Genomic DNA, 19,583 nt, shown 5'->3' with positions numbered 1-19,583 from the left:
GCGTAAAGTATGCGGTGGAGAAAGGAATGTAGTAATATCATGAAAGTTTGCAGTATAGCCAGCGGAAGCAGTGGAAACTGTATTTATGTCGGCACAGAGAAAACAAACATATTGATAGATGCCGGCATTAGCCGGAAAAGAATTGTGGAGGGACTACACAGTATTGGCGTCGAACCGGAGCAGTTAGACGGCATTTTTGTGACACATGAGCATTCAGATCATATTCAAGGAATACCCATGATGGCAAAGCAATTTGAAGTGCCGATCTATGCAACGGGAGGCACATTAGATCAAATCTGTGAAAAGGATAAAAAAAATGTCATAAAAAGAGAAAATCTATTTCAACTTTATGCAGATCAACCGGTAGGAATGGGTGATATGCAGATCATGCCATACAAAATGTCACATGATGCCGCTGATCCGGTATGTTATACTGTGGAAGCAGACGGGCAAAAGGTCAGCATGGCAACCGATCTGGGGGTGTACGATGACTACATTGTAGATCATTTAGAGGACAGCGATGTGTTGCTGATTGAAGCAAATCACGACATCAGTATGTTGGAGGCAGGACATTATCCGTATCCGCTCAAGCGTCGTATTTTGGGAGAATGGGGACATTTGTCCAATGAGGACTCCGGACGGCTGTTATGCAGTTTGATGGGGGATCATTTGAAATATGCATTTTTGGCACATTTATCCAAAGAGAACAATTATCCGGCATTGGCATATGAAGCAGTACGATGCCAGATATGGGAGGAAATGGGCTCTAAAGAAGTTCCATTTCAGTTACAAGTAGCCGAGAGGGACAAGCCATCACAGCTTGTTACAATATAAAAAGACATACAGATCATGTATGGAAATGGAGGACATCATGAAAAAAACAGTAGTAACCGTAGTAGGTAAAGATAGCGTAGGGATCATTGCAAAGGTATGCACATATCTGGCAAACAACACCATTAATATTTTGGATATCTCACAGACGATCGTGGGTGGCTTTTTTAATATGATGATGATTGTAGATCTGGAAGACTGCGCCAAAGAATTTGGTGTCGTTGTTGATGAGTTAGAGCAGATTGGGGAAGAAATGGGCTGCGTTATCAAGGCACAGCGTGAAGATATTTTTGACAAAATGCATCGTATTTAATGACAGAAATGGAGGATACTATGATTAACATACATGAGGTTTTAGAAACCAATGATATGATAGAAAAAGAAAATCTGGATGTGCGTACAATTACGCTGGGCATTAGCTTGCTTAGCTGCTGCGATAACGATTTGGATCGTTTGATCGACAAGATATACAATCGTATTACAACGGTTGCAAAAGATCTTGTCGAAACAGGAAAGGCAATCGAGAAAGAGTTTGGTATTCCAATTGTAAATAAAAGAATTTCGGTAACTCCGATCGCTTTAGTTGGTGCATCCGCATGTAAAACACCGCAGGATTATGTGCGTATTGCACAGACTCTGGACAAGGCAGCCAAAACGGTAGGTGTCAACTTTATCGGTGGGTACAGTGCCCTGGTGTCTAAAGGAATGACGAAGAGTGATGAACTTTTGATCCAGTCGATCCCAGAGGCTCTTGCAACAACAGATTTTGTCTGCAGTTCCGTGAATTTGGGATCTACAAAGACCGGAATTAATATGGATGCAGTAAAAATGATGGGCGAGATCATTTTGCAGACAGCAGAAGCAACCAAAGAGAAAGACAGCATTGGCTGTGCTAAATTAGTTGTATTTTGTAATGCACCGGATGACAATCCGTTTATGGCGGGTGCTTTCCATGGTGTTACGGAGGCAGATGAGATAATTAACGTTGGTGTCAGTGGACCGGGTGTTATGCGCAAGGCATTGGAGTCCGTTCATGGAACAGATTTTGGAACACTTTGTAATACAGTCAAGAAGACAGCGTTTAAGATTACACGTGTTGGCCAGTTGGTCGCAAGAGAAGCATCAGAGAGACTTGGTATTCCATTTGGAATCATTGATCTTTCTTTGGCTCCGACTCCGGCAATTGGCGACAGCATTGCAGATATTTTCGTGGAAATGGGTCTGGAAAAGGCCGGTGCACCGGGAACGACAGCAGCATTAGCGTTGTTAAACGATCAAGTGAAAAAGGGTGGCGTTATGGCTTCCTCTTATGTAGGTGGATTAAGTGGAGCCTTTATTCCGGTCAGCGAGGATCAGGGAATGATCGATGCAGTGACGGAGGGAGCTTTGACCTTAGAAAAATTAGAGGCAATGACTTGCGTATGTTCTGTAGGTCTGGATATGATCGCTATACCTGGCGATACCAAAGCGACAACGATATCCGGCATCATTGCGGATGAGATGGCGATCGGTATGGTCAACCAGAAGACAACAGCAGTTCGATTGATCCCGGTTATTGGCAAAAAAGTCGGAGAAACAGTTGAATTTGGTGGATTGCTTGGATATGCACCGGTAATGCCGGTGAATGCTTTTGATTGTGAAGAGTTTATTAATCGTGGTGGACGCATCCCGGCACCAATTCACAGCTTTAAAAACTAAGCGGTCAGTGACAAAAAGAATCATGTATATGAATTGTGCCTGATGATTCCGGATTTAGGGATTGTCAGGCACATGGAGGATTAGAGTGAATAATAAAATAAAATCGGCAGATAAAAAAAGACTGCCCTTATGGTCCAAAATATTGATCGGTATTCTGATCGCTGTTATTTTGCTTGGGGGGATCGCATATGGCGCATTTACGTATTATTACCATCAAATGAATATCAAAGGATTAGAAGATAATGATACCCCGGCTGCAAAGGAATATTTTGATACCGATGAAAATACCGGTAATTTGGAAGAGTTGGATCCGAATAGTATTCATTTAGATAGTGCAGAGAGCGTCTCTACCAACAAAGATGTTATCAATATTTTGTTGTGTGGTGAAGAGAGTATTGGTGGTGGAAGAGGTCGCACAGATAGTATTATGATCGCTACGATCAATCAAAAGGACAATCAGCTTAAGTTAACTTCTATTATGCGTGATTCGTATGTGCAGATACCGGGATTTTCGGACAATAAGATCAATGCGGCGTACCATAATGGTGGTATGAAAACTTTGATCAAAACGATCAAGAAAAATTTTGGTATCGCAGTAGATGGTTATGTATTGGTTAATTTTGATTCATTTCAAAAAATTGTGGATGCTGTTGGTGGCATTGATATTACGCTGGACGAACAAGAGGTCAAATACTTAAACAGTACAAATTATATATCAGACACATCTAACCATACGTTGACGGTTGGTAAAAATCATATGAACGGGAATCAAGCCCTTGGTTTTGCACGTGTGCGTTATGTTATGCGTGATGGAGAATGCGGTGATTTTGCAAGAACACTTCGGCATCGTACGGTCATGACAGCACTTTATAAACGTGTGATCGACAAGTCAACACTGGAACTGGTTGCTATGATACCGAAGATCCTGCCGATGCTTACGACCAATATCAAAAAAGAAGATCTGGTCAACTATATTGCGATGGCAGTACAGGTGCGGGATCAGAACAAAAAGATCTATACGCTCAATGTTCCTGTGGAGGGCGGGTATAAGATCACTCGTGCCAGAAAGATGTCGATCATTTTGCCGGATCCGTTGTCTAAGAGTGTCAATAAAATGCAGAAGTTTATTTATGGTAGTACACTCGCAACCAAGGGGGAAAAAGAAGAGGGTGCCAATATTACGGTTGGTCAGTAGAAATGCATGAGAGATGCAGAATGGTCCGGATTGAACAATTGTATACAATTATACATTGACGCAAGTATACTTTTGTGATATGATGTGCCGAGGCGAGCTTGTGCGGATTTGACAAGATCTCACCAAAAGAGTAATGGGAATCAATGAAAGGAGAATGACTATGTCATTAGAATTATCAAAGAAAGCAGCAGCAGTTAAGCCGTCATCCACGTTGGCAATCACTGCTAAGGCAAAGGAATTAAAGGCACAGGGCAAAGATGTAGTAGGATTTGGTGCAGGTGAACCGGATTTTAATACACCGGAAAATATCTGCAATGCTGCTATTGATGCGATTAAGAGTGGCTTTACGAAGTATACGCCTGCTTCTGGAACAAATGAGTTGAAAGAGGCAATTTCTAAGAAATTCAAGAGCTTTAACAATCTGGACTATGCACCGGATCAGATTGTGATCAGCAATGGTGGCAAGCATTCTTTGACAAATATATTTACAGCATTGATCAATCCGGGCGATGAAGTGATCATTCCGGCTCCGTTCTGGTTGAGCTATCCGGAGATCGTAAAGCTTGCAGGAGGTGTTCCGGTTATTGTAAAGACAACCAAGGAGCAGAACTACAAGCTGACCGTAGATGATCTTAAGGCTGCGATCACAGACAAGACCAAAGCTCTTGTATTAAATACACCAAATAACCCAACCGGTATGTTGTATACAGAGGAAGAGCTTCGTGCAATTGCAGAAGTTGTTGTTGCAAACGATTTCTATGTAGTTGCTGATGAGATGTATGAGAATCTCGTTTATGGCGAGCAGAAGCATGTCAGCATTGCATCTCTTGGTAAAGATATTTATGACAGAACAATCACTTGCAGTGGTGTGGCAAAGAGCTATGCGATGACTGGCTGGAGAATCGGTTATACCGGATCTTCCAAAGAAATTGCGAAGATGATGGGTAGTGTACAGAGTCATCAGACTTCTAATCCAAACTCCATTGCACAGAAAGCAACCGTAGAAGCATTAAACGGCCCACAGGACTCTGTTGCAGCAATGCATGATGAATTTGATAAGAGACGCAAATACATGTATGAGAGAATCCAGAAGATGCCGCTTGTCAGCTGCATCGAGCCAATGGGTGCATTTTATGTATTTGTTGATGCCGGTGAAGTATTAGATAAGTCTTACCAGGGTGAGAAAGTCGGTACGGTAGCACGCATGGCAGAGATTTTGATCAATGAGTATAACACCGCAGTTGTACCATGCGCTGACTTTGGTTTTGACGATCATTTGCGCTTGTCCTATGCAATCTCTATTGAGCAGATCGAAAAGGGCCTGGATCGTATCGAAAGTTTCTTAAAAGGTTTGGAATAAATGAAACGAATCAAATACATTATTATTATGGCAGCAGTCCTAGTGACTGCTGTCTGTTTTATGATCATATTTTCAAGAAAGAACCAGGCGGTTAAGCCGGACCAAGTGCCAGAAGCCTCTTTTGTGTTTGCAGATAAAGCAGAATCCGAGGGGGATTATAGCTATATTGTGCAGCAGGATACGTCGGGAGGTGCATTATTCGGTATTTACCGCACCGATAGCAATGGTGTTGCAAAAGTATATGAAAAGCAATTCTCACATCCGACGATTTTTTGGAAGTATGGCGCGCGAGTGTATATTATACAAGATATTCATGAGAAAAAACAGATACGGACAACGGTTTACGAGGTATCGGATCCGCAGAAACCTGTGGAAGAGCAAACCTATGAGCAGCAAGGCAGTTTGATGGGAACCAACCTGTCGGGAGAATATCTGTGGGTTGTGACTAAACAAAAGGACAAGCCGTCTGCTATAAGCCTATATTTGGGATGCAGGACAAGATATCGGTTATACGCTGCCCGGTGGCAGCTTAAAGAGCCAAAGAATTCGCCAAAGACGAAAGAGGATACCGTCAATGGAGATAAAGCATTGCAAAAAAATAAATGGTATCAACAAGTTCAAGGATCAGATCATACATTAGTTCCTTATGATAGAGATTTAAATTTGCAGGTGAATATAGACTTTGGGAAAGAAGTGACTTTGTGTATGCGATCAGATACCGGGGAGCAGCAGTCCAAAATATATCCTCAAAATCGACCGCAGGAAAATGTGATCGTGGATAACCGACGCGGTTATATTGGATTATGTGTGTGGAATCCGGAAAAATCGACGTATCGGTATGTTTTATTGAATTATAATGCCGCGATAGGGTTTAAGGAAGTGTGGCACAGTGAACAATATGAGACGCCGGTGCTTGGACAGATACGTGCCAATGAGTTGTATTTATTTGCACACGGCACAGGAAAAATACAAGAACTGCCACTCTAACGTTTTTGTCAGAGTGGCAGTTTTTGAAAGAAATCATATATTATGATAAATATTATAAGCGGTCAGCAATATTATAGATCAGCTTTTCACTTTCATCCCATCCAAGGCAAGGATCTGTGATAGATTTGCCATAAACACCATCACCGATCTTCTGGTTGCCCGGTTCAATATAGCTTTCGATCATAACACCTTTGACTAATTTCTTGATCTCATCTGAAACATTACGGTTGTGTAATACTTCATAAACGATCCTTGGCTGCTCGTAGTAGCACTTATTAGAATTTGAATGGTTAGCATCAACGATGCAGGCCGGATTCTTTAGGTTAAGTTTACTGTACATTTCTGCCAGACGGATCATATCTTCATAATGATAATTAGGCTTGCTCTGATCATGTTTATTAACGGCACCGCGCAAAATAGTATGTGCATACGGATTGCCATCTGTCTTAACTTCCCATCCGCGATACATAAATGTATGACTTCCCTGAGCAGCGATACAAGAGTTGAGCATAATGCTGTAAGTACCACTGGTTGGATTCTTCATGCCGCAAGGAATATCAATACCGCTGGCGGTCAGACGATGCTGCTGATTCTCTACAGAACGTGCACCAATGGCAACATAAGATAAGATATCAGAAAGATATGGCCAGTTTTCAGGATAGAGCATCTCATCTGCTGCAAATAAATGAGTTTCAGCGATAGAGCGAAGATGCATCTTGCGCATAGCGATCAGACCTTCAGCGAGATCGGGTGCTTTTTCCGGATCCGGCTGATGAACGATTCCTTTATAACCCTCCCCGGTAGTACGAGGCTTGTTGGTATAGATTCTTGGAATGATAAGGATCTTATCTTTAACTTTATCCTGAACCTTTGCCAAACGGCCAATATAATCACATACAGAATCTTCGTTGTCAGCAGAACAAGGACCAATGATTACTAAAAATTTGTCAGATTCACCGGTAAAGACTTTTTTAATCTCCTCATCTCTTTGTGCTTTTAACTGTTTGTGGGCTTCCGGAAGTGGATATTCGCTTAATAGCTGCTCCGGTGACATCACTTTTTTAACATAGGTTTTTCCCATATTTTTCCTCCTTCTGCTTTGACATTTGCTGCAAAGCGTATTTTATTTTGTTGTTTTTGGCAGGACAAATAGTTTGTCAAATCTGCCATACATAGTCACACAATTTTTTATTGTAAAAGAAGTCGTGTAAATCGTCAATTGAAAAATTGCGGGTTCCGTGGTTGAAAATGACAAGATTTGCTCGTCTTTCCGCCATTTTACAGGCTATTTCCTACATAAATGGTAAGAAATAAAAATTTATTGAGAAAAATGATCAAATAGCGGTTCAAATGAGAAAATATACTTATTTATATCGATCTTTTATCGTAAAAAGCGTGTAAATTCGACAAAATCTACATTGAAATTCTTTACTTTTTGGATGCTTAGTGATAAAATATCTCACAGAATTCATAAATTAAGGAGGATAATTCAAAAATGGCTAGAGCAAAACAGTCTATGGATGGAAATACCGCTGCAGCACACGTGGCGTATGCCTACACAGAAGTAGCAGGTATCTATCCTATCACACCTTCCAGCCCGATGGCAGATTCTGTTGATCAGTGGTCTGCAGCAGGACAGAAGAACATCTTTGGAAACACAGTTAAAGTGGTAGAAATGGAGTCTGAGGCAGGTGCAGCAGGTACCGTACATGGTTCCCTTGCAGCAGGTGCACTTACAACTACATTTACCGCATCTCAGGGTCTTTTACTTATGATCCCTAATATGTACAAAATCGCTGGTGAGCAGTTACCTAGTGTATTCCACGTATCTGCACGTACCGTATCTACACATTCTTTGAATATTTTCGGTGATCACAGTGATGTATATGCTTGTCGTCAGACAGGTTTCGCAATGTTAGCAGAGACAAATCCACAGGAAGTTATGGATTTAAGCCCGGTAGCACATCTTGCTGCATTAGAGGGTAAAGTACCTTTCATCAACTTCTTTGATGGTTTCCGTACATCCCATGAGATTCAGAAGATCGAGAAATGGGATTATGAAGATCTGAAAGATATGTGTCCTATGGACGCAGTTGAAGAGTTCCGTGCACATGCATTGAACCCAGAGCATCCGGCAGCTCGTGGTACTCACGAGAACGGTGATGTATTCTTCCAGCATCGTGAGGCTTGTAACAAGGCTTATGATGAACTTCCGGCAGTTGTTGAGAAGTACATGAAGAAAGTAAATGAAAAATTAGGTACAGATTATGATCTGTTCAACTACTATGGTGCAGCAGATGCAGACCGTGTTATTATCGCAATGGGATCCATCTGTGACGTAGCTGAGGAAGTTATTGATTACTTAACAGCTAAGGGCGAGAAAGTTGGTTTGATCAAAGTTCGTTTGTATCGTCCATGGTCTTCAGAGGCAATTCTTAAGGTGATTCCTAAGACTGCTAAGAAGATCGCTGTACTTGATCGTACGAAAGAGCCTGGTTCTCTTGGTGAGCCATTGTACCTCGATGTAGTTACTACTCTTCGCGAGGCAGGATTAAATGATATCGTGGTAACAGGTGGTCGTTACGGTCTTGGTTCTAAAGATACTCCTCCTTCATCTGTATTTGCAGTATACAAAGAGTTGGAGAAGGATGCTCCTAAGGCTCGTTTCACAATCGGTATTGTCGATGATGTAACAAACTTGAGCTTGCCAGAGGTTAAGCCGGCTCCTATCACATCCGCACCTGGTACAAAAGAGTGCAAGTTCTGGGGTCTTGGTGGAGATGGTACAGTAGGTGCTAATAAGAACTCTACAAAGATCATCGGTGACCATACAGACAAGTACATTCAGGCATACTTCCAGTATGACTCTAAGAAGACCGGTGGTGTTACCATTTCTCACTTACGTTTTGGTGATAACCCGATCAAGAGCCCATACTATATTAATCAGGCTGACTTCGTAGCATGCCACAATCCTGCATATGTAACACAGGGTATGAAGATGGTACAGGATGTTAAGCCGGGCGGAGTATTCATGATCAACTGCCAGTGGAGTGATGAAGAGTTAGATCATCATTTGAACGCAGAGGCTAAGAAATATATCGCTGATAACAACATTCAGCTTTACACGATCAACGCGATCGATAAGGCAATCGAGATCGGTATGGGTAAACGTACTAACACGATCTTACAGTCCGCATTCTTTAAATTAGCAGACGTTATGCCGATCGATGAAGCTGTTGAGTTCATGAAGCAGGCAGCTAAGAAGTCTTATTCTAAGAAGGGTGACGCTGTCGTAGAGATGAACTACAAGGCAATTGATGCCGGTGTTGACGCTGTACACAAAGTAGAAGTTCCGGATTCTTGGAAAAATCCTGCACCAGATGCTCCAGCTAAGGAGAAGACAGGACGTAAAGAGGTTGTTGATATGGTCAACAAGCTTCTTGAGCCGATCTCCAAGATGGATGGTGACAGCCTTCCGGTATCCGCATTTGCTGATATTGCAGATGGTCAGTTCGTAACAGGAGCTTCCGCTTATGAAAAACGTGGTACTGCAGTAACCGTTCCGGTATGGGATCCGGATACATGTATTCAGTGTAACAACTGTGCATTTGTATGTTCTCATGCAACGATCCGTCCATTCTTGCTGAGCGAGGATGAGGTGAAAGCAGCACCTTCTAATATTAAACTTTCCGATACTAAGCCAAAGGCTGGAGAATATAAGTTCACAATGAGCGTATCTCCTTTGGATTGTATGGGATGTGGTGAGTGTATTACAGTATGTCCTAAGGCAGCTGATGGTGCTATCAAGATGGTACCTCAGGAGTCTCAGGCAGATGAGCAGCCGGTATTCGACTACTTAGTAGCTAATGTTGGTAAGAAAGACAGCGGATTCGCTGATACAACACCTAAGGGTAGCCAGTTTAACCAGCCACTCCTTGAGTTCTCAGGAAGCTGTGCAGGTTGTGCAGAGACTTCATATGCTAGATTGATTACACAGCTCTTTGGTGAGCAGATGTACATCTCCAATGCAACAGGATGTTCTTCTATCTGGGGTAACCCGGCAGCAACTTCTCCTTATACTGTAAATAAGGATACGAAGAAGGGTCCGGCTTGGTCTAACTCCTTGTTCGAGGACAACGCAGAGCATGGTCTTGGTATGTATGTAGGTCAGAAGTACTTACGTGATCAGGCTATCGAGAATGTAAAGGCTTGTGCAGAGTCTGATAAGGCACCTGCAGAGTTGAAAGCTGCATTCGATGCATTCATGGAGACTAAAGAAGATACAAAGGCTAACGTAGCAGCTACAGATGCTTTGGTTGCTGAGTTAGAGAAAGCAGCAGCTGCCGGATGCGAGAACGCTAAGGCTGCACTTGCTAAGAAAGATTACCTCGGTAAGAAGTCCGTATGGATCTTCGGTGGTGATGGATGGGCATATGATATCGGTTTCGGTGGATTAGACCATGTATTAGCATCCGGTGAAAACGTAAACGTTATGGTATTCGATACAGAGATGTATTCTAATACAGGTGGACAGGCTTCTAAGGCTTCTAATATCGGTGAGGTTTGCCAGTTCGCAGCTGCCGGTAAAGAGATCGGTAAGAAGTCACTTGCTGAGATCGCGATGAGCTATGGTTATGTATATGTTGCTCAGATCGCACTTGGTGCTAACCCTGCACAGGCTGTTAAGGCAATTGCAGAGGCAGAGGCATATCCGGGACCATCATTGATCATCGGTTATGCACCATGTGAGCTTCACGGAATCGCTAAGGGTGGTATGAACCACTGCCAGGATGAGATGAAGAAAGCAGTGAAAGCTGGTTACTGGAATCTCTTCTCCTTCAATCCTTCCAATAAGGCTGAGGGCAAGAATCCGTTCACATTCACATCTGAGAAGGGTGTAAACTTTGACGATTATCAGGCATTCCTGAATAACGAGGCTCGTTATACTCGTCTGATCAAACCATTCCCAGAGCGTGCTGACAGACTCTTCAAGGAATCTGAGGAAGCTGCAAAGGCTCGTTATGAGCACTTACAGAAGTTGGTTGAATTATACAAATAATTTGTAATCATCCAAATAAAATAAAGAGGGCGTCTTCTTCGGAAGGCGCCTTTTTTGATAATAAAAGACATTGCGCTAAAGAAATTGAGAGAGTATAATGATAGTGTTAGTGCAAATTGCGGAAATTTTTTCGCAGTATTATTTGCAGAGATAACAAATATTATTTATGGAGGATCAAAATGAAAAAGATTGCAAAACAAGTAATGGCAGTTGGCATTGCGATTGCGTTGGCGGCCACTTCCGTGCCAATGAGCACACAAACAGTAAGTGCAGCCAAGAAGACAGCAGCTAAAAAAGCTGGTAAGAAATCAAGCAAGAAATCAAGCAAGAAATCGAATAAGAAATCTAAGAATACGATTTCGTTGAAAGTTGGCAGTAAGAAAACATTAAAAGTCAAGGGCATTTCTAAAAAGACCAAGATCAAATGGAAGACCAGCAAGAAAAAAGTTGCAGCCGTATCCAAGAAGGGAGTCGTAAAAGCCAAAAAGGCAGGTACGACCAAGATTACTGCAAAATATGGTAAGAAAAAGAAGGTTTGGACTGTAAAAGTTACCAAAAAGACAGCTAAGAAAGCTGGCGTTGCTTCTGTCGCTGCATTAGATGGCAAGACAGTGCGCGTAAATTTGACGGCAGCGAAAGCCTTAAAAGCATCTAACTTTGTGGTTCGCAAGAAAGCAGACGGGGCAGGACAGTTTGCATACGCCCTGCGCGTTGCAAGTGTAACAAAGCTCAGCTCTAAGGTGTATGAGGTAGGCTTAGCTACTGATGATAACACCACATACGATTTAAATTGTATTGAGGATGGTGATTATGTACAGGTAACGGTATCTGCATTACCGGGTAATAAATCAGGCCAAACACAATATTATTATACAAAAAATGCAGAAGCCAGATACTTTACGGGGGTTGTTGGAGACACGATAGAACGTTCCGTGGGATTTACACAGAGTCACACCGGTTATTTAAATAGCATGAAGATCACCGGTGTACCAAATGGTTTGACTGCCAAGGCGCAAGGCGATTATTTCAAATTGGAGGGAACCTTAAAGACTGCCAAGGCAAGTATTATGACACTTACGGCAAAAGATGAAAAAGGTAAAAAACTGGTGCAGAAATATAGTTGTTATATTGGTAGCTCCAGCGTAATGTTCAGCTATATTGAAGCTGGTGGAAGGGTGATCCTGGCCAATGACAACTCTTCTGAATATTTTGAGGTATATACCGTAGGTGGCTCCGGTGCTTATACGTATACATTACCATCTAATACCAACAAATATATTAGTTTCAATAGCGGTGACATTGTGTTTGACAGTTATCGTTATGATGACAAAGGAGATAAGAAGTTATACCTGCCGGCTCGCAATTATAGTGTAGCTTATCAGGTAAAAGACACCAAGGGACATATCAATAAGGGAACATTGGCAGTCAATGCAGTGAATGGTGTGAAAGTATCCGGGCGTGTACTTGCTGCAGATGGAACCGGAATTGATAATGTGAGTGTGGTGGCTTCTTTTAAGAATGATAATAACAAGTATTATCGAAACGCCTGCTATGGATATAGTTATTCGAATGGAGATACTGATAGTTATGGTAATGCCAAGATGAAGTCAGGCGACTATAATATGATCGTATATCCATCGGTTCTCTATAAATTTTATGCATCTAAAAATGATGTTCGGCAGACCGTAAGCAGTAAGAATGTTGGCAAGAATGGTGCAACCGTCAATTTCAAACTTGCGTTGTATAAAGTATTATTATCCTGCGGCTCAGATGATCTGACTTGTTCGTGGTATGACAGTGACAGAGATTATCTAGGATATGGAAAAACATTATTTTTGAAAAAAGGAACTTATTCGATAAACGCAACGAAGAAATTTGTAGAATATACGGCTACATTTGGTGTAGGAGGAAATCGTACTGTCAAACTTACCAAAGGTGAATCCTCAAAAGTTTATGGTTCACTCTCGCTTGACAATACTGCTTCAGTTCCGGCCAATGATTACATGAAATTTATTCCGGCGGAGACTGGAACCTATACGATTACGATGGATTCGTCAGATCAGGAATACACTTCGATCAATGTATATACAATGGATGACTTGATCACTACAGCATTTAGTAAATCCAATCAGATCTATAACAGCACTACGAACAGTTGGGTATATGAGAAAAATATAACCATGAATGTAGCGCTTACAGCCGGACGCGCATACTATATTCAAAACTATTGCAATTCCGATGATCGTACAGCAAGTCTCACGATCAGCAAAGAGGATACCGCGGAATGATCAGTGGGGCATGATAGCAGTCCGGCAGTGCACAGCCTGTTTTGTGCAGCAGGCATTGACGGTATAAGTTGTCAGCCAGTAAGTCTGTGTTCCAAAGAGAAATAGCATGCTTTGCCGATGCCTCTGTCAGTTTATGAAACTGACAGAGTGCATCGGCTTTTTTTGTAATGATCGGAAAATCATTGACCTGACGCAGTAGTCCGCTGGCAGAGCCGCGAAAACCAAGCAGATTGCCATAACTGACCGGGAGTTTGGTCTGTTCGCCGGTAGTATGAAGCAGCAGATGGAGTAAAGCGCGGCTGATGCGGCTATGAGTATACTGCTTCGTCTTGAGCAGCTCGATAAAATCAGAAGCTGTTTTGTACTTTGGCAGAAGATTGTGGATGCGGGCAGCAAGAGCGTCCGAAACATCTGCGCAGCGAGTCATGTTTTCCGGGGAACAAGTGGACAGTCTATAGTACAACATTTCCGAAAAGTCATCTAATGTAACCGGATAATGGTTTCTTGCCGCTTGCAATATATTGACTGCTTCTGCGGGAAGATAGTCGACAGGAATCTTGCCCTGAGTCAGAAAATAGTCACGAATACCGGTTGCTGAAAGATATTTATCCTTGGCGGTTGTTTCATGATAGCCGTGATCCTTTCGAGCGATCGTCACCGGTATGATCTTGCTGTGTAACTGTTTCAGTGCCAGCAAATATTCAATACCTAAAATATTATTTGGAGATTGCAGCAAATAGGACGCCGTACTGCTGTTGTCTGGCGTGCTATCCATGTCTATGTGTTGTGGATGTGCTATATCGTCTGTTGGAGCATGCATCGCATATGCCTGTGCTCTGGCAGCCGGATAGGATAACCCCTTGCCGACCAGTTCACGGATCGTAGTCTCAAAGGCTTCTCCGGGATCAGCGAGAAACTGCGCGGCGTTCCATAACGCATGAATATCACCGCATTCTGATCCAAAGCAAAGGGTATCGACAAAGCCTAATCCCTGCAAAAGGCTGACTCCGCCAAATGCAAAATCCTTCGCACTGGCAGTGGCATAGGCGGTCGGCAGTTCAAATACCATATCGGCGCCACATTCCAGTGCGATCTGTGTCCGCAAATATTTATCCGTCCAGGCAGGGGTGCCACGCTGCACAAAAGAACCGCTCATTACAACGATAACATAATCGGCGTCTGTCATGCGGCGTGCCTGCTCGATCTGGTATTTATGACCATTATGAAATGGATTATATTCTGCAATGATTCCAACTGCTTTCATATCGTGTCTGCCTTTCTGATGTTGTGATATTAAAACACACGTTTTTCTCAATAATACTAGACAAAGAAAAATGAATCAAGTATACTTTTGTATGGATTCACATTCCATTTACAAGATTTGAGCCAGAGTGCACCCGACCAAATCTTATACGAAAAACGTGTGCACAGAAATGAGGTTTAAGATGAAAATTTTAGTAGTTAATTGCGGAAGTTCCTCTCTTAAGTTTCAGTTGATCGATTCCGAGACAGAAGAAGTGGCTGCTTCAGGACTTTGTGAGAGAATTGGACTTGACGGAGCCTTGATCTACAAAGTAAACGGAGATAAGATCAAGCAGGAGATTGATCTGCCGGATCATGAAGTTGCGATCAAGAAAGTATTGGATACTTTGTTGGATAAGGAAATTGGAGTGTTGACCTCCTTAGATGAGATCGGCGCAATTGGCCATCGAATGGTACATGGTGGGGAGAAATTTTCTTCTTCCGTTATTATAAATGAAGAGATTATCAAACAGATTGAAACGTGTAATGATCTGGCTCCATTACATAACCCGGCCAATCTGCTGGGTGTTCGTGCATGTCAGGAAGTTATGCCGGGCGTGCCGAATGTTGTGGTATTTGATACAGCATTTCATCAGACAATGCCATCCAAGGCATATTTGTACGCTCTTCCAAAGGAATATTATGAGAAATACGGTGTTCGTCGCTATGGTTTCCATGGAACCAGTCATAGCTTCGTATCCAAGAGACTGGCAGAACTTGCAGGACTGGATATTAACAATTCCCGTATGATCATTTGCCATATCGGAAGTGGTGCAAGCATTTCCGCGATCAAAGATGGTAAGTCTGTAGATACCAGCATGGGTATGACACCATTAGAGGGACTGATGATGGGAACGCGTTCCGGTGATATGGATCCTGCCATCATTGAGTTTATCTGTCAGAAAGAAAATATCACGGTACAGGAAATGACAACAATCTTGAATAAGAAGTCCGGTGCTCTTGGATTGTCCGGCTTATCCAATGATTATCGTGATCTTGTAGAAGCTGCACAGGGTGGCAATCAGGATGCGATCAATGCGTTAGATGTCATGGTATATCGTGTGATCAAGTATATCGGTGCATATTATATGGCACTTGGCGGAGTAGATGCCATTGCCCTGACAGCAGGTGTTGGTGAGAACAACTTAGAGCTTCGTGCCAAGATCGTTGAAGGTTTAGCTGCGATTGGTATCAAGCTGGATGTTGAGGCAAATGCAGTACGCGGTGATGAGCGTAAGATCTCTACCGATGACAGTGCGGCTCAGGTATGGGTGGTACCAACTAATGAGGAGCTTGCTATTGCCAGAGAGACAGCTCGTCTGGTCTGCAAATAAGATTCACAAAAAAATTGTTGACAAAGCAATCGTGAGTTGATATAATCGAGAAAGTGTTGCAAAAGGAAATGGATTACAAATAGGAGGTGGAAAGAAATGTCTATTTGCCCTAAAAATAAATCTTCTAAGTCTAGAAGAGATAAGAGAAGAGCTAATTGGAAAATGTCTGCACCAAACTTGGTAAAATGCAGCAAATGTGGTGCTTTAATGATGCCACACAGAGTATGCAAGGCTTGTGGATCTTACAATAAGAAAGAGATTCTTGCAAACGCTGAATAATGGACATTCCATATAGTACATGAAATAAAAAACCGATACGGAAACGTATCGGTTTTTTTGCTATTAGAGATTAAGGTGTCAAAAGTCCTTTTGGCACTTTAAATTAAAGTAATCAAGCTGTGGGATGATATATTTGTTAACGTAATCAAGCTGTACAGTGATATATTTGTTAAAACAGCCAAGCTGTACGGCGGTCTATTTATAAAAAGCAGCCAAGCTGTGCTGCAACATAAGCAGGGAGCCATGAGGAACCATCATCTTCTGAAGCAGGTTCCGGAAGTGCTGCAAAACATAACTTGTCACGATGCTCTTGCTGAAACAGCAATAATCCGTCACAGTCTATTTTGCCGGAAACAGAGGGAATAAAATCGCCGGTCTTTCGGACATAACAGGTTGCAGCAGTTGCTGCCTTGCGATGTGCTTTGTCGACAAACTCTGCCACACTGCGGTGGATGGCAGTGTCCTCTTCCGGCAGGTAATAATAATTTTTGTAATCCGGAATAAAATATTTCAATTCTTCATGAACACAAGGTATCGTCAACAATCCCAGACAGTGCTCCAAGGTAAGTTCCAACTCTTTTTGCGGTTGGCCCCGGAATAGTTTTGGCCAAGGAATCGGTGCTGTGACATGGACTTTGCGGGGAACGGCCGCCGACAGTTCAAACGAGATCGTAGCCGCGCTGCAGCCGGGGCGGCGTTCTAATAGTGTGGCGTGTTCGATCCGGGCAGGCGATTCTTTTTTGCGTGTCAAGAGCAGTCGGTAGGTCAGAACTTTTACTAAGTGGAGCATACCGATCAGGTCATCGTGATTATGCAAGAGCAACAGATGTTCTTTGGCAGCCGCTTGTTCCGGGTGAAGCAGCAGATCTTGGCGGTAGCTGCTGTATACCTGGATGAGATCTCCGCCGGAATAAATATCTTCTCGGTCAATGCCAATAAACTGTTCCCAGTCTTTTTGTGCACCATGTGCCAAACCAAACAGCTTCTTTAACGGTCGTAACTGCAGCAGCATATCAAACGATCTTGTCTGCGTTGTATCGGATAAGATTTCCTGACAATGGGAAGAAGGTGTGATGTGATATTTGTCGCATTTATTCAAAATATAGGGGATATCAAAGGTGCGTCCATTGAAATGGCACAGGCCATCATAATGTTCTAATTGCTCCAGAAAGCATGTTAGCATTTCCTGCTCACTGGCAGATGTGTCGGCGAACCATTGTGTGATCGTATATTTGTCTGCACCGGAAGCGTGTATGGTACCGATCAAATATAGGGAAGATGCACGTGGCGACAGCCCCGTGGTTTCAATATCAAAAAATAAAATACGTTCCGGAGCCATAGGAAATGCAACAGCCGGAAGTGCTAATGTAATCGTATCTGTAATGGTTTTCATTCGATTCCTCCGTTTGTGAAACATCGTTTGAGGACATTATAGACCATTTGAGTTTTTTGAGCAATTCGAGTATACTAATATGCAGAAGTGAGTAATGATGATAATGGTCTCTGTGGTGCGGCAAAGAATGGTGATATTTGCAGTGCGGCAGAGAATGGTAATATTTGCAATTCGGCAGGAACGAATTGGAATGGAGGGTGTTTATGAAGAAAACTCCATCGGATAGCAGTTATGAAAGATGGATGCGTAAACGGAGAGAACGTGATGCAGATATGTTTCGCAGAGGAGAGGAACATTACAAGCATTTACGAGGGCTAAAAGGACGGATCCAAAATAATTTATCCGGATTTTTGCGCATCATATTGACAGCATTTATCGTTTTGATCCAGTTTGTAATGATAATAATGCTCCCATTACTGCTACAAAATCAAACAGTGTATTTCTACTTTATATTGGAGATTGTTGCGGTGATCGCCATGCTGACGCTGATCAATAGCAGTCAAAGCCCGGCGTATCGGCAGGCTTGGATCGCATTAGCGTTGATCCTGCCGATCAGTGGATTTGTAATGTATTATCTGTGGGGAAGATCCAGCCGTAACAAAAAGAAGTTGGATCAGCATATCTTGCGACAGATTTCTTATGGAAATCAGTTCTTGATACACGATGAGCAGGCATATCAGAAGTTTTTGCGGGAAAATCCTGTGGCAGGTCGTATGGTTAAGTACATGGAGACGGCAGAATTCCCATTGTCTGCGGCAAACGATGTGAAGTATTACCCGATGGGAGAAGATGCGTTTGAAGATATTTTTGCGGCGTTAGAACAGGCAGAAGACTATATTTTGATCGACTTTTTTATCGTTGCTGAAGGAGCTTTGTGGGATAAAACGTTTGAAATATTAAAACGGAAAGTAGCACAGGGCGTTGAAGTAAAGTTTTTGTATGATGACTTTGGTGCAGCGATCCGAACGGGTAAATATTTTTCGACGATGTTACAAAAAGCAGGAATTGACGTGCGTGTCTTTAATCCGATCCACAAGTATACGGGCGAGTTGTATATGAATTTCCGTTCACACCAAAAGATTGTTGTGGTAGACGGTAAAGTGGCGTTTACCGGAGGATTTAATCTGGCAGATGAATATGCAAATTTGGTAGAACGCTTTGGCGTTTGGAAAGATACGGGTGTTCGCGTGAGCGGTGAAGCGGTTTGGGGACTGACGATCGTTTTCCTGCAAATGTGGGAAGCGAGTTCGACCGATCCGGAACATGTTGGTTATTTGCGATATCGTGTTATGCCGGAAAGTACGGGCGATACGTATTGTCATGTGATCTCAGATGGCCCGGCTAACAATCCGTTTAATCCGATTGAGAGCATCTATAATCAGATGATCATGTATTCTGATGAATATTTGTATATTACGACGCCATATCTTGTTATCGAAGATTACATGAAGCAGTCATTGATCGAGGCAGCACAGAGAGGCGTTGACGTACGTATCATCACGCCAAGTATTCCGGATAAAAAACTGGTTAAAATATTGACATATTACAATTATGGCAGTCTTCTCAAAGAGGGGATCCGTATTTATGAATATACGCCGGGATTTGTGCATGCAAAGCAGATATTGACGGAGGATGCAGCAATCGTAGGAACGATTAATATGGATTATCGCAGTTATTATCTGCATTATGAAAACGGCATTTGGATGTCGGGAGAGCAGATACAGGAAGATATTCGCGAGGATTTTTATGCTACTTTTGAGGAAAGTCATGAAGTTAGCTATGAAGAATGGAAGAACAGACCGCGAAGATATAAATTTATCGAGCCGGTGTTGAATTTGTTTTCCATTTTGCTGTAAT

The 19,583-nt window shown here is 42.5% G+C and carries 13 protein-coding genes and 1 pseudogene; 11 read left to right on the top strand and 3 right to left on the bottom strand.

What is annotated here, in order from left to right:
* Positions 1-9 precede the first annotated feature (9 nt).
* The 6 genes from DXB73_RS00275 to DXB73_RS00250 all read left to right on the top strand — a co-directional run bounded on the left by DXB73_RS00275 (position 10) and on the right by DXB73_RS00250 (position 6,071).
* Positions 10-834, top strand: coding sequence for an MBL fold metallo-hydrolase (locus DXB73_RS00275; RefSeq protein WP_347559498.1), 825 nt, complete (start codon positions 10-12; stop codon positions 832-834).
* Between the two features lie 37 nt (positions 835-871).
* Positions 872-1,144 carry an ACT domain-containing protein gene (locus DXB73_RS00270; protein WP_022025962.1) on the top strand — a complete coding sequence of 91 codons (273 nt, stop codon included), beginning with the start codon at positions 872-874 and terminating at the stop codon, positions 1,142-1,144.
* 20 nt (positions 1,145-1,164) lie between these two features.
* Positions 1,165-2,529: a PFL family protein gene (locus tag DXB73_RS00265; protein WP_118689775.1), complete on the top strand. Its 1,365-nt coding sequence runs from the start codon at positions 1,165-1,167 to the stop codon at positions 2,527-2,529.
* An 85-nt stretch (positions 2,530-2,614) separates the two neighbouring features.
* Positions 2,615-3,724: an LCP family protein gene (locus tag DXB73_RS00260; RefSeq protein WP_118689774.1), complete on the top strand. Its 1,110-nt coding sequence runs from the start codon at positions 2,615-2,617 to the stop codon at positions 3,722-3,724.
* 160 nt (positions 3,725-3,884) lie between these two features.
* Positions 3,885-5,084, top strand: a complete 1,200-nt coding sequence (locus DXB73_RS00255) for a pyridoxal phosphate-dependent aminotransferase (RefSeq protein ID WP_118689773.1) — start codon at positions 3,885-3,887, stop codon at positions 5,082-5,084.
* Positions 5,085-6,071 carry a beta-propeller domain-containing protein gene (locus tag DXB73_RS00250; RefSeq protein WP_118689772.1) on the top strand — a complete coding sequence of 329 codons (987 nt, stop codon included), beginning with the start codon at positions 5,085-5,087 and terminating at the stop codon, positions 6,069-6,071. It abuts the gene before it with no gap.
* A gap of 52 nt (positions 6,072-6,123) precedes the next feature.
* Here DXB73_RS00250 and DXB73_RS00245 read toward each other — a convergent pair.
* A pseudogene (locus DXB73_RS00245) lies at positions 6,124-7,155 on the bottom strand (3-deoxy-7-phosphoheptulonate synthase); the annotation flags it as partial.
* Positions 7,156-7,566: 411 nt separating this feature from the next.
* Here DXB73_RS00245 and nifJ point away from each other — a divergent pair.
* Positions 7,567-11,130 carry a pyruvate:ferredoxin (flavodoxin) oxidoreductase gene (nifJ, locus tag DXB73_RS00240; RefSeq protein ID WP_118689770.1) on the top strand — a complete coding sequence of 1,188 codons (3,564 nt, stop codon included), beginning with the start codon at positions 7,567-7,569 and terminating at the stop codon, positions 11,128-11,130.
* A gap of 179 nt (positions 11,131-11,309) precedes the next feature.
* Positions 11,310-13,418, top strand: a complete 2,109-nt coding sequence (locus DXB73_RS00235) for an Ig-like domain-containing protein (RefSeq protein WP_207665542.1) — start codon at positions 11,310-11,312, stop codon at positions 13,416-13,418.
* On the opposite strand, the gene DXB73_RS00230 is transcribed toward DXB73_RS00235, so the two are convergent.
* On the bottom strand, positions 13,393-14,682 hold the full coding sequence (locus DXB73_RS00230) for a nucleotidyltransferase family protein (protein ID WP_118689769.1): 1,290 nt from the start codon (positions 14,680-14,682) through the stop codon (positions 13,393-13,395). The two genes, DXB73_RS00235 and DXB73_RS00230, sit on opposite strands and share 26 nt — an antisense overlap.
* 181 nt (positions 14,683-14,863) lie before the next feature.
* Between DXB73_RS00230 and DXB73_RS00225 the strand changes: the two genes are divergently transcribed.
* Both DXB73_RS00225 and rpmF read left to right on the top strand, forming a co-directional pair.
* Positions 14,864-16,054: an acetate kinase gene (locus tag DXB73_RS00225; RefSeq protein ID WP_022024244.1), complete on the top strand. Its 1,191-nt coding sequence runs from the start codon at positions 14,864-14,866 to the stop codon at positions 16,052-16,054.
* Positions 16,055-16,150: 96 nt separating this feature from the next.
* On the top strand, positions 16,151-16,333 hold the full coding sequence (rpmF, locus tag DXB73_RS00220; protein ID WP_022024243.1) for a 50S ribosomal protein L32: 183 nt from the start codon (positions 16,151-16,153) through the stop codon (positions 16,331-16,333).
* Positions 16,334-16,532: 199 nt separating this feature from the next.
* Here rpmF and DXB73_RS00215 read toward each other — a convergent pair whose 3' ends face one another.
* Complete coding sequence (locus tag DXB73_RS00215) at positions 16,533-17,726, bottom strand: ribonuclease H-like domain-containing protein (protein ID WP_182448154.1); 1,194 nt, start codon at positions 17,724-17,726, stop codon at positions 16,533-16,535.
* 203 nt (positions 17,727-17,929) lie between these two features.
* Between DXB73_RS00215 and cls the strand changes: the two genes are divergently transcribed.
* The gene (gene cls, locus DXB73_RS00210) at positions 17,930-19,582 is read left to right on the top strand and encodes a cardiolipin synthase (RefSeq protein ID WP_118689767.1); all 1,653 of its coding nucleotides are present in this window, start codon (positions 17,930-17,932) and stop codon (positions 19,580-19,582) included.
* Position 19,583 lies beyond the last annotated feature (1 nt).

It is taken from the genome of Clostridium sp. OM05-6BH (assembly GCF_003481635.1).
Lineage (GTDB): Bacteria > Bacillota > Clostridia > Lachnospirales > Lachnospiraceae > Butyribacter.
This window is presented reverse-complemented; position numbering and strand designations above follow the sequence as displayed.

Bases quoted from the DNA above. Each gene is read 5' to 3' on its own strand.
- rpmF (WP_022024243.1), top strand. From the start codon at position 16,151: ATGTCTATTTGCCCTAAAAATAAATCTTCTAAGTCTAGAAGAGATAAG.
- DXB73_RS00225 (WP_022024244.1), top strand. From the start codon at position 14,864: ATGAAAATTTTAGTAGTTAATTGCGGAAGTTCCTCTCTTAAGTTTCAG.
- DXB73_RS00235 (WP_207665542.1), top strand. From the start codon at position 11,310: ATGAAAAAGATTGCAAAACAAGTAATGGCAGTTGGCATTGCGATTGCG.
- DXB73_RS00230 (WP_118689769.1), bottom strand. From the start codon at position 14,682: ATGAAAGCAGTTGGAATCATTGCAGAATATAATCCATTTCATAATGGT.
- DXB73_RS00275 (WP_347559498.1), top strand. From the start codon at position 10: ATGCGGTGGAGAAAGGAATGTAGTAATATCATGAAAGTTTGCAGTATA.
- cls (WP_118689767.1), top strand. From the start codon at position 17,930: ATGAAGAAAACTCCATCGGATAGCAGTTATGAAAGATGGATGCGTAAA.
- DXB73_RS00265 (WP_118689775.1), top strand. From the start codon at position 1,165: ATGATTAACATACATGAGGTTTTAGAAACCAATGATATGATAGAAAAA.
- DXB73_RS00250 (WP_118689772.1), top strand. From the start codon at position 5,085: ATGAAACGAATCAAATACATTATTATTATGGCAGCAGTCCTAGTGACT.
- nifJ (WP_118689770.1), top strand. From the start codon at position 7,567: ATGGCTAGAGCAAAACAGTCTATGGATGGAAATACCGCTGCAGCACAC.
- DXB73_RS00270 (WP_022025962.1), top strand. From the start codon at position 872: ATGAAAAAAACAGTAGTAACCGTAGTAGGTAAAGATAGCGTAGGGATC.
- DXB73_RS00255 (WP_118689773.1), top strand. From the start codon at position 3,885: ATGTCATTAGAATTATCAAAGAAAGCAGCAGCAGTTAAGCCGTCATCC.
- DXB73_RS00215 (WP_182448154.1), bottom strand. From the start codon at position 17,726: ATGAAAACCATTACAGATACGATTACATTAGCACTTCCGGCTGTTGCA.